A 9,903-nucleotide genomic window follows, 5' to 3' on the forward strand; every position below is an offset into this window, starting at 1 on the left:
GCGGCGATCGCCTCCGGGGCCGTCCAGCGCAGTTCGGCGTCCCCGCCGGTGACCGCGGCGCAGGCCTCCAGCAGCTCGCCCGTGGTGCAGTGCCCGCGCGGCCCGACCAGGTCGAACGGGCCGCCGAGGCCCGCCTCGATCGCGTCCAGGGTCCAGGCGGCGAGGTCGCGGACGTCGATGAACTGGAGGGCGAGGTCGCGCGGGCCGGGGGCGAGCACCGGGCCGCCGCGGGCGATCCGGTTCAGCCACCAGGGCAGCCGGCCGATGTTCTCGTACGGTCCGACGATCAGCCCGGCGCGGATCAGCAGCGCCCGGTCGCCGAACGCGTCCAGCGCCGCCAGCTCGCCGCCGCGCTTGGACTCGGCGTACGGCACCTCGCCGTCGTCCGGCGAACCGTCCACCACCGGGGCGCTCTCGTCGGACCCGGCCGGCGTCGGGTAGGCGTACACCGAGCGGCTGGACACGTACGCGTAGCGGCCGACCCGGCCGGCCAGCAGGCGGGCGCTGTCGCGCACCACCGACGGGGCGGCCGACCAGGTGTCCACCACCGCGTCCCACTCCCCCTCGGCGAGGGCGGCGAGCCCGTCCCCGGCCGTGCGGTCCCCGTGCAGGACCCGCGTCCCGGCCGGTGCGGCGTGCGTCCCCCGGTGGAAGACCGTCACCTCCCATCCCCGTTCCAGCGCCGCCTCGGCGACGGCGCGCCCCACGAACTCCGTACCACCCAGCAGGAGAAGTCTCATGCCGACCACCCTGCACAACGGGTGGCCGGCATGGGAACCGCGGAACGCTCAGAGCGGAATCGCCCAGAGCGAAGCCGTGTCAGGAACTCCGGGGCGCTCAGGCCGCCGAACGGTGGTCCGGGTCGTGCACCTCGCCGACCAGCTCCTCCAGCACGTCCTCCAGCATCACCACGCCGAGCGTGCGCCCGTCCTGGTCGAGCACGGCCGCGAGGTGGCAGGCGGCCCGGCGCATCGCGCCCAGCGCGTCGTCCAGCGGCAGGGTGCCGCGCAGCACGGTGATCGGCCGCCACAGGCGGGCCGGGACGGGCACCGTCGGGTCCTCGACGTCCAGGATGTCCTTGAGGTGCAGGTACCCGAGGTAGCCGTGGCCGGCCGGGTCGCCGTCAGTGACCGGGAAGCGCGAGAAGCCGGTGCGCAGCGCCAGCTCCTCGATCTGGGCGGCGGTGACCTTGGTGTCCACGGTGACCAGCTGCTCGGGGGGGAGCAGGACGTCGGTGAGCGGGCGGCGGCCCATCTCCAGGGCGTCCTCCAGACGCTCCTGGCGGTCCTTCTCCAGCAGGCCGGCGTCCCCGGAGTCGGCGAGCAGGTACATCAGCTGCTCGGTGGTGAACACCGACTCCACCTCGTCCTTGGCCTCCACCTTGAACAGCTTGAGCACGCCGTTGGCGAAGGCGTTGAGGAAGGCGATCACCGGCGCCAGCCAGCGGGCCAGCCGGTCCAGCGGCGGGCCGAGCCAGAGCGCGGCCTTCTCGGGGCCGGCCAGCGCCATGTTCTTCGGCACCATCTCGCCCATCACCATGTGCAGGTAGACCACGAGGGCCAGCGAGATGCCGTACGCCAGCGGGTGCTGGAGGCCGGCGGGGATGCCCAGCGCGTGGAACGGGCCCTCCAGCAGATGGGCGATGGTCGGCTCGGCGAGCGCGCCCAGGCCCAGCGAACAGACGGTGATGCCGAGCTGGGCGGCGGCGAGCATCGCGGAGACGTTGGACAGCGCGTGCAGCACGGTGCGGGCGCGCTTGTTGCCGGCCTCGGCGAGCGGTTCGATCTGGCTGCGGCGCACCGACACCACGGCGAACTCGGCGCCGACGAAGAAGGCGTTGCCGAGCAGCAGCAGGAGCGCGACGGCCAGTTGGAGCGCGGTCATCGGGTCCCGTCCTCGTCGTCGCCGAAGAAGTGGTGGTGCTCGGCGGTCCGTTCCACCCGGACCCGGCTGGTCCGGTGCCGGTCCACGGCCTCGACGGTGAACCGCCAGCCGGGCAGTTCGGTCTGCTCACCGGGGTCGGGGAGCTTGCCGAGCAGGTCGGCGACCAGACCGGCCAGCGTCTCGTACGGGCCCTCGGGGGCGTGCAGGCCGATGGCCTCCAGCTGGTCGAGCCGGGCGCGGCCGTCGGCCGCCCAGACGGGCTGCCCGTCGACCGGCGCCAGCGGCAGCAGTTCGGGGGTGTCGGCCGGATCGTGCTCGTCCTGCACCGCGCCGACGATCTCCTCGACGATGTCCTCGACGGTGACCACGCCGGCGGTGCCGCCGTACTCGTCGACCACGATGGCCATCGGCTGGAGCCTGCGCAGCTGGTCGAGCAGCCGCTCGGCGGGGAGCGTCTCGGGCACCAGCAGCGGCGGGACGGCGAGGTCGCCGACCCGGACGGTGGCGCGCCGCGCGGCCGGGACGGCCAGCGCGTCCTTGAGCGTGACGGTGCCGGTGACCTCGTCCAGGCTGTCGGCGTAGACCGGGAAGCGGGACAGGCCGGTGGCCCGGGTGAGGTTGAGGACGTCGGCGGCGCTGGCGTCGCGCTGGAGGGCGGACACGTCGACGCGGGGGGTCATCACGGACTCGGCGGTGAGGTCGCCGAGGCCGAGGGTCCGCACGAACAGGGTGGCCGACTCCTCGTCTATCGCGCCCGCCTTGGCGGAGTGCCGGGCGAGCGAGACCAGTTCGGCGGGGGTGCGGGCGTGGCCCAGCTCCTCCTGCGGCTCGATGCCGAAGGCGCGCACGGTGCGGTCCGCGGAGCCGTTCAGGACGCTGATCAGCGGACGGCAGACCCGGGAGAAGGTCATGTGCGGGGCGGCGACCGCGCGGGCCACCTGGAGCGGGTGGGAGATCGCCCAGTTCTTCGGGACGAGCTCGCCGATCACCATCTGGACGACGGTGGCGAGCAGCATGCCGATCACCACGGCGGCGCCCCGGGCGACGCCGGCGGGCAGGCCGATGCCGGTGAACACCGGCTTTAGCAGGGTCGACAGCGCCGGCTCGGCGAGCATGCCGACCACCAGCGAGGTGACGGTGATGCCGAGCTGGGCGCCGGAGAGCTCGAAGGAGAGGTGTCGCAGGGCCCGGGAGACCCGGCCGGACTTGGCGTCCCCGGCCTCGGCGGCGCGCTCGACGGCGCCGCGCTCCACGGTCACGAAGGCGAACTCGGCGGCCACGAAGAGGCCGTTGGCGAGGATGAGCAGGAGGGCCGCGAAGAGCAGCAGCCAGGCGGTGATCACAGTGCCGCCTGCCTTTCGGTGTCTGAAAGGAGGGCGGCGCAGGTACTACCGGACGGATCGTCCATGGACGGGGAGTGTCACTCCTCTGGTCGTTTTCGGGCAGGACAACGACTTTGCCCCGCTTTTACCAGCGTAGACCATACCCGTACGGATGTAGGATCCCCGTTCGGCCGCGCCCGGGGACCGGCCCCCGAGGTCAGCCGCTGTGCCGGGCGACCAGGTCGCGCAGGGCGCGGGCGTCGGCGATGGCCTGGGCCTTGCCCACCCCGGACTGGATGCCGATGGCGGCCAGCGAGGTGCCGTCGGCGAGATCGAGGGTGGCCCACGGGTCGCCCTGGCGGAAGTTCACGCCGACGATCTCCGCCCAGGCCAGCCGGCGCCTGCGGACGAAGTTGACCACGGTCACGCCCTCGGCGTCGGCGCTGACCCTCGGCCGGGCCAGCATCAGGCCGACACCGGCGAACAGCACGCCGCTGACCGCCATCATGATCCGGTCGTTGAGCTGCCAGTTCGCCGGGAGGGCGATCGCCATCGCGGCGAACATCACCACCAGCAGCGCGCAGACCGGCAGCAGCACGGCGCGGGTGCGGCGCGGGGCCCAGGTGACGGGGAACTCGGCGGGGGTGGACACGAGGGGGCTCCGGGGGTGCTGGTTCGAGTGGTACCGGGACGAGGGAAGGGGTGGGGACGCCGGACGGCGGCCCCACCCCATTCAACCGGTGCTTACGTCCGGAGGTCGCTCAGAGGCGGCAGGCGTGGATGTTGGTCACCAGGATGGCCCGGGCGCCGATGCCCCACAGGTCGTCCATGATCTGCTGGGCCTCCTTGCGGAGCACCATCGAGCGGACCGCCACCCAGCCCTCGGTGTGCAGCGGGGAGACGGTCGGCGACTCCAGGCCGGGGGTCAGCGCGACGGCGGCGCCGACGTTCTCGGCGCGGATGTCGTAGTCCATCAGCACGTAGCGGCGGGCCACCAGCACGCCCTGCAGGCGGCGCAGGAACTGGTCGACGGCCGGGTCCTCGCCGGCGCCCTTGGGGCGGATCACCACGGCGTCGGAGATCAGGATCGGCTCGCCGAACACCTCCAGGCCCGCGTTGCGCAGGCTGGTGCCGGTCTCCACCACGTCGGCGATCACATCGGCGACGCCCAGCTGCACCGCGGTCTCCACCGCGCCGTCCAGCTTGGTGACGGTGGCCTTCACCCCGTGGTCGGCGAGGTGCTGCTCGACCAGGCCGGTGTAGGAGGTGGCGATCCGCAGCCCCTCCAGGCCCTTGACGTCCTCGACGTCCACACCGACCGGGCGGGCGAAGCGGAAGGTCGAGCCGGCGAAGCCGAGCGCGAGCACCTCCTCGGCGTTGGAGTGCGAGTCCAGCAGCAGGTCGCGGCCGGTGATGCCGACGTCGAGGCGGCCGGAGCCGACGTAGACGGCGATGTCGCGCGGGCGCAGGAAGAAGAACTCGACCTGGTTGCCCGGGTCGACCAGGACCAGTTCCTTGGCGTCCTTGCGCTGCCGGTAGCCGGCCTCATGGAGCATCTCCGCCGCAGGACCCGAGAGCGAACCCTTGTTGGGGACGGCGATGCGCAGCATGGAGGTTGGTTCCTTACCTGTTCGGTGTGGATGAAGGGGGGTTCCGGGCCTGGGCCTAGAGGTACTTGTAGACGTCGTCGAGCGTCAGTCCGCGGGCGACCATCATCACCTGAAGGTGGTAGAGGAGCTGGGAGATCTCCTCGGCGGTCTGCTCGTCGGACTGGAACTCGGCGGCCATCCAGACCTCGGCGGCCTCCTCGACGACCTTCTTGCCGATCGCATGGACGCCCTGCTGGACGAGCTGCGCGGTACGGGAGGACGAGGGGTCGCCGGTGGCGGCCTTCTGCTGGAGCTCGGTGAAGAGCTCCTCGAATGTCTTCGAAGCCATGATGGGACTCACCTTACGGCGTGCGGTCGGCCGGACGGTAAACGGTTCCGGACCGTGGACAGTCCGGTGGACGTCCACGGTCCGGGGGCCGGTCCGGCCGGCCGGGTCAGAGCGCGCGCAGGGCGACGGCGGTGGCGACGGCCGCGGTGACCGCCTCGTGGCCCTTGTCCTCGGCGGAGCCCGGCAGGCCCGCCCGGTCGAGCGCCTGCTGCTCGTCGTCGCAGGTCAGCACGCCGAAGCCGACCGGGACGCCGGTGTCCACGGCGACCTGGGTGAGGCCGGCGGTGGCGGCCTGGCAGACGTAGTCGAAGTGCGGGGTGCCGCCGCGGATCACCACGCCGAGGGCGATCACGGCGTCGTAGCCGCGGTCGGCGAGGCGCTTGGCGGCGACCGGCAGCTCGAAGGTGCCGGGGACGCGCAGCACGGTCGGCTCGGCGACGCCCAGCTCCTTGAGGGCGCGGTGGGCGCCGTCGAGGAGGCCGTTCATCACCTGCTCGTGCCACTGGGCGGCGATCACCGCGACCTTGAGGCCGGCGGCGTTGTCGATGGTCAGCTCGGGGGCTCCGTGGCCGCTCATGTGCGGGTGCCTTTCGGTGGTTCGGGTGGTGGTAGGGGGCTCAGGCGTCGAGGCCGGGCAGCTCGTGGCCCATCCGGTCGCGCTTGGTGCGCAGGTAGCGCGCGTTGTGCTCGCCGGCCGGGATCTCGACCGCTTCGCGGCCCTTGACCTTGAGGCCGTGCTCGGTGAGCGCGGTGAGCTTCTCCGGGTTGTTGGTCAGCAGGGTCAGCGACCGCACGCCGAGGTCGCAGAGCATCTGGGCGCCGATGCTGTAGTCGCGGGCGTCGGCGGGCAGGCCGAGGTCGAGGTTGGCGTCGACGGTGTCGCGGCCCCGCTCCTGGAGCTCGTAGGCGCGCAGCTTGTGCGCCAGGCCGATGCCCCGGCCCTCGTGGCCGCGCAGGTAGAGCACCACGCCCCGGCCGGCCTCGGCGACCCGGCGCAGCGAGGCCTGGAGCTGCGGGCCGCAGTCGCAGCGCAGCGAGCCGAGCACGTCGCCGGTCAGGCACTCGGAGTGGACCCGGACCAGCACGTCCTCGCCGTCCGGCAGCCGGCCGTCGGCGTCCAGGCCGCCGGCGACCAGGGCGATGTGCTCGACGCCGTCGAGGGTGCCCCGGTAGCCGACGGCGGTGAACTCGCCGTAGGCGGTGGGCAGCGCGGTGACGGCGGCCCGGTCCACGTGCAGTTCGGTGCGGCGGCGGTAGGCGATGAGGTCCTCGATGGAGATGATCGCCAGGTTGTGCGCGCGGGCGAAGGCGACCAGCTCGGGCAGCCGCGCCATGGTGCCGTCGTCGTTGACCACCTCGGCGATCGCGCCGGCCGGCGGGAGTCCGGCGAGCCGGGCCAGGTCGACGGCGGCCTCGGTGTGGCCGGGGCGGACCAGGACGCCGCCCTCGACGGCGCGCAGCGGGAAGACGTGCCCGGGGCGGGCGAGGTCGCCGGGCCCGGTGCCGGGCGAGGCGAGCAGCCGTACGGTGCGGGCCCGGTCGGCGGCCGAGATGCCGGTGTCGACGCCTTCGCGGGCGTCCACCGAGACGGTGTAGGCGGTGCCCTTGCGGTCCTCGTTGACCTGGGTCATCGGCGGGAGCCTGAGCCGGTCCAGCTCGGCGCCGGTCATCGGGGCACAGATCACGCCGGAGCTGTAGCGGATGGTGAAGGCCATCAGTTCGGGGGTGGCGGCACTGGCCGCGAAGACGATGTCGCCCTCGTTCTCGCGGTCCTCGTCGTCGACGACGATCACCGCGCGGCCGAGCGCGATGTCGGCGATGGCACGCTCGACCGGGTCGAGGACGAGGTCGTCGGGCTGCTGGTTCTCGGTCATGCCGTTGCTCCCTGCGGGACGGTGGTGGACGTGAGGCGCGGCGCACGGGTGTTCAGCCACCACGAGCGCAGCCCGAGCAGGACCAGGACGAAGTAGACGGAGTACGTGAGGCCGGAGAAGGTGTAGCCGGTGTTGAAGGCGAGCGGCACGCCGACCACGTCGACGGCGATCCAGGCGAACCAGAACTCCACCCAGCCGCGGGCCTGCGCGACCATGGCCGCCAGCGTGCCGACGAAGATGTAGGCGTCCGCCCACGGGCTCCACGAGCCGAGCGCGGGGATCGTCAGGAAGGCCCAGGCGAGCAGGGCGGTGCCGGCCGCGGTGCCGGCGGCGAGCGCGGCCCGTTCGGGCCAGGTGGCGAAGCGGACGGCGAACTGGCCGTCGCCCTGCCGGCCGCGCCGCCACTGGTTCCAGCCCCAGGCGGCGGTGGCGACCACGATCAGCTGCTTGCCGACCATGCCGGGCACGTCGCCGGACAGGTAGGCGGTGATCAGGACCAGGCCGGAGAGCAGTTGGACCGGCCAGCTCCAGACCGAGCGGCGCCAGCCGAGGGCGAGGGCGGCCATGCCGAACAGGTTGCCGACCATGTCGGACCACTTCACGTGCTGGCCGAGCACCGTGAAGGCGTCACCGTTGAGCCAGTTCACCGCTCCTCCCCGGTGACCGCCGGACCCGTCTGGCCCGTCTGGCCCGTCGGGGGCAGGGTGCGGGACTCCAGCAGCCGCTCCACGTACTTGGCGAGCACGTCGACCTCCAGGTTGACGCTCTCGCCGACGGCCCTGGTGCCGAGCGTGGTCAGCGCGAGGGTCGCCGGGATGAGGCTGACGGTGAAGCTGTCGCGGGCGGCCTCGACCACGGTGAGGCTGACGCCGTCGACGGTGATCGAGCCCTTCTCCACCAGGTAGCGGGTGATGGACTCCGGCAGCGAGAACCGCAGCACCTCCCAGCGGAGGTTCCCGGCGGCGTCGCGCTCCCCCGGCTCCCTGCTCAACAGCCGGCCGGTGGCGTCGACATGACCCTGCACCAGGTGTCCGCCGAGCCGGGCGCCGAGCGCCATGGCGCGTTCCAGGTTGACCGCCGAGCCGGGCTTCAACTCGCCCAGGCTGGAACGGTGGAGGGTCTCGGCCATCACGTCGGCGCTGAACTCGCCGGTGTCGGCGGCCAGTTCCTCGGGGGTGTCGACGACGGTCAGGCAGACGCCGTTGACCGCGATGGAATCGCCGTGCCGCGCGCCCTGACAGACCACCGGGCCGCGCAGACGGATCCGCGAGGAGTCGCCGATCTCCTCGATCGACACGACCTCGCCGAGCTCTTCGATGATGCCGGTGAACACCCGGGTTCTCCTCGCGCTTGGGGCGCGGACTCCGGGGTGCGGCACGGGAGATGACACGGACGGCCGGCCGGGTGCACGGGCCGCCGGACGGCCGCGGGCCCTCGTCGGGCCGTCGCCGTTCCGGACGCCGGAGGAGGGGAGCCCTCGACCGCCGCCGTACACGCCTCCCGCGGTCCACCGGGGGACCACGGGTCCTGCTCACTCGTCCGCCGCGCACGCCTCCCATCCGGACTTTAACCGTCGGTCCAGGAATTTCACCTGGTCAACCGGCCGCTGGCTGCGGACGGGTCGCGGACTGTAACCGCCGGTTCGGATTTTCACCGACCCCGGAGTGCGCTGAACGTCACTGCTACTACTGCGGTCATTGTGCCACGGCGCCACGGCTGGAGGGAGGGGGCCGGGGTGTGGGCTGTTTCACGGGGGTGGCGGGAATGAGCGCGAACGGTGGGAACGGGCGGGAGTGCGCACGGGTGCGCGGGGGCGCAAGCTGGTGGGAGGGGCGGGTTTCGGGCCGGGCGCGGGCCCCGGCCCCAGGAGGTGCGAGCGCGATGGCCAAGTTCATGGACGTCCACCACGGGATGGCCGGCATCACCGAGGACCAGCTGCGGATGGCGCACCAGGCCGATCTGGACCTGCAGGGCCCCGAGGGCGTGCGGTTCGAGCAGGCGTGGGCCGACCCGGAGGCCGGCGTCGTCTACTGCCTCTCCGAGGCGCCCTCGAAGGAGGCCGTGCAGCGCGTCCACGAGCGCGCCGGGCACCCGGCGGACGAGGTGCACCCGGTTCCGCTCACCATCTGAGCCGGGCGGCCCTGGTCGGTCCCGGAGGCCTCCGTTACGTTTGCCGGTATGACCAGCACACCGGAGATCGCCGTTCCGTCAGTTCCCGGGCCGCAGGGGCCCTCCAGCGTCTTCGCCGCGCTCAGCGCGGACGCCGTGCGCGACACCGCCCGGCTGCGGGACGTCTACGAGCAGCCGGGCGAGGGCGCGCGCCGCAAGCAGGTGGACCGCATCCACGATGTCGCCAGGAAGCTGATCGCCTGCTCCTCGCTGGTGTTCGTCGCCAGCGCGGACGCCGCCGGGCGCTGCGACGTGTCCCCGCGCGGCGGGCCGGCCGGCCTGGTGTCGGTGCTCGACGAGTTCACCCTGGCGATCCCGGACGCGACGGGCAACAAGCGGCTGGACACCCTGCACAACATCGTGGAGACCGGCCGGGTCGGGCTGATCTTCGTCGTGCCGGGCCGGGACACCACGCTGCGGGTCAACGGGCGGGCCTGCGTCTCCACCGACCCGCGGCTGCTGGAGCAGCTGACGGCGGTCGGCAAGCCGCCGCGCAGCGCGATCGTGGTCGCGGTCGAGGAGGTGTACGGGCACTGCCCGAAGGCGTTCCTGCGCGGCTCGGCGTGGAAGCCGGAGAACTGGCTGGCCCCGGACGCCCAGCCGAGTTCGGCCGAGGTCACCCTCGCGCACCTGGCGGACCCGGCGCTGACCATCGAGGCGATCGAGCGGAACGAGCGGGAGTCGCTGCTCTACCGCTACGAGTAGCTCCGCCGCCG

At 72.9% G+C, this 9,903-nt stretch carries 12 protein-coding genes and 1 riboswitch; of the genes, 2 read left to right on the forward strand and 10 right to left on the reverse strand.

The window, feature by feature from the left end:
• The 10 genes from ABD308_RS09780 to ABD308_RS09825 all read right to left on the reverse strand — a co-directional run.
• Positions 1 to 740, reverse strand: a 740-nt coding sequence (locus ABD308_RS09780) for an NAD-dependent epimerase/dehydratase family protein (protein ID WP_344330986.1), incomplete at its 3' end; no start/stop codon positions are given.
• Positions 741 to 837: 97 nt separating this feature from the next.
• On the reverse strand, positions 838 to 1,884 hold the full coding sequence (locus tag ABD308_RS09785) for a hemolysin family protein (protein WP_344330934.1): 1,047 nt from the start codon (positions 1,882 to 1,884) through the stop codon (positions 838 to 840).
• The gene (locus ABD308_RS09790; protein ID WP_344330936.1) at positions 1,881 to 3,227 is read right to left on the reverse strand and encodes a hemolysin family protein; all 1,347 of its coding nucleotides are present in this window, start codon (positions 3,225 to 3,227) and stop codon (positions 1,881 to 1,883) included. Before ABD308_RS09790 ends, ABD308_RS09785 begins: the two co-directional genes overlap by 4 nt.
• A 196-nt stretch (positions 3,228 to 3,423) precedes the next feature.
• Positions 3,424 to 3,858: a PH domain-containing protein gene (locus ABD308_RS09795; RefSeq protein ID WP_344330940.1), complete on the reverse strand. Its 435-nt coding sequence runs from the start codon at positions 3,856 to 3,858 to the stop codon at positions 3,424 to 3,426.
• A gap of 109 nt (positions 3,859 to 3,967) precedes the next feature.
• On the reverse strand, positions 3,968 to 4,816 hold the full coding sequence (hisG, locus tag ABD308_RS09800) for an ATP phosphoribosyltransferase (RefSeq protein ID WP_344330942.1): 849 nt from the start codon (positions 4,814 to 4,816) through the stop codon (positions 3,968 to 3,970).
• Between the two features lie 55 nt (positions 4,817 to 4,871).
• On the reverse strand, positions 4,872 to 5,144 hold the full coding sequence (locus tag ABD308_RS09805) for a phosphoribosyl-ATP diphosphatase (protein ID WP_030306151.1): 273 nt from the start codon (positions 5,142 to 5,144) through the stop codon (positions 4,872 to 4,874).
• Between the two features lie 106 nt (positions 5,145 to 5,250).
• Entirely contained in the window at positions 5,251 to 5,721 is a 471-nt protein-coding gene (gene ribH, locus ABD308_RS09810; RefSeq protein ID WP_344330945.1) for a 6,7-dimethyl-8-ribityllumazine synthase, read from the reverse strand.
• 40 nt (positions 5,722 to 5,761) lie between these two features.
• On the reverse strand, positions 5,762 to 7,018 hold the full coding sequence (locus ABD308_RS09815) for a bifunctional 3,4-dihydroxy-2-butanone-4-phosphate synthase/GTP cyclohydrolase II (RefSeq protein WP_344330946.1): 1,257 nt from the start codon (positions 7,016 to 7,018) through the stop codon (positions 5,762 to 5,764).
• Complete coding sequence (locus ABD308_RS09820; protein WP_344330948.1) at positions 7,015 to 7,665, reverse strand: nicotinamide mononucleotide transporter family protein; 651 nt, start codon at positions 7,663 to 7,665, stop codon at positions 7,015 to 7,017. The genes ABD308_RS09815 and ABD308_RS09820 overlap by 4 nt, the downstream gene beginning before the upstream one ends.
• The gene (locus ABD308_RS09825) at positions 7,662 to 8,351 is read right to left on the reverse strand and encodes a riboflavin synthase (protein WP_344330950.1); all 690 of its coding nucleotides are present in this window, start codon (positions 8,349 to 8,351) and stop codon (positions 7,662 to 7,664) included. Before ABD308_RS09825 ends, ABD308_RS09820 begins: the two co-directional genes overlap by 4 nt.
• Positions 8,352 to 8,561: 210 nt before the next feature.
• Positions 8,562 to 8,689: riboswitch (FMN riboswitch) on the reverse strand.
• A gap of 210 nt (positions 8,690 to 8,899) precedes the next feature.
• On the opposite strand from ABD308_RS09825, the gene ABD308_RS09830 reads away from it, so the two are divergent.
• Both ABD308_RS09830 and ABD308_RS09835 read left to right on the forward strand, forming a co-directional pair.
• Positions 8,900 to 9,148, forward strand: coding sequence for an SCO4226 family nickel-binding protein (locus ABD308_RS09830; RefSeq protein WP_344330952.1), 249 nt, complete (start codon positions 8,900 to 8,902; stop codon positions 9,146 to 9,148).
• Between the two features lie 48 nt (positions 9,149 to 9,196).
• The gene (locus tag ABD308_RS09835; RefSeq protein ID WP_344330956.1) at positions 9,197 to 9,892 is read left to right on the forward strand and encodes an MSMEG_1061 family FMN-dependent PPOX-type flavoprotein; all 696 of its coding nucleotides are present in this window, start codon (positions 9,197 to 9,199) and stop codon (positions 9,890 to 9,892) included.
• The last annotated feature ends 11 nt before the right edge of the window (positions 9,893 to 9,903 follow it).

Source organism: Kitasatospora putterlickiae (genome assembly GCF_039527695.1).
In the GTDB taxonomy this organism is placed as follows: Bacteria; Actinomycetota; Actinomycetes; order Streptomycetales; family Streptomycetaceae; genus Kitasatospora; species Kitasatospora putterlickiae.

Coding starts and splice junctions, on each gene's coding strand:
- ABD308_RS09785 (WP_344330934.1), bottom strand. CDS start 1,884: ATGACCGCGCTCCAACTGGCCGTCGCGCTCCTGCTGCTGCTCGGCAAC.
- ABD308_RS09835 (WP_344330956.1), top strand. CDS start 9,197: ATGACCAGCACACCGGAGATCGCCGTTCCGTCAGTTCCCGGGCCGCAG.
- hisG (WP_344330942.1), bottom strand. CDS start 4,816: ATGCTGCGCATCGCCGTCCCCAACAAGGGTTCGCTCTCGGGTCCTGCG.
- ABD308_RS09805 (WP_030306151.1), bottom strand. CDS start 5,144: ATGGCTTCGAAGACATTCGAGGAGCTCTTCACCGAGCTCCAGCAGAAG.
- ribH (WP_344330945.1), bottom strand. CDS start 5,721: ATGAGCGGCCACGGAGCCCCCGAGCTGACCATCGACAACGCCGCCGGC.
- ABD308_RS09830 (WP_344330952.1), top strand. CDS start 8,900: ATGGCCAAGTTCATGGACGTCCACCACGGGATGGCCGGCATCACCGAG.
- ABD308_RS09815 (WP_344330946.1), bottom strand. CDS start 7,018: ATGACCGAGAACCAGCAGCCCGACGACCTCGTCCTCGACCCGGTCGAG.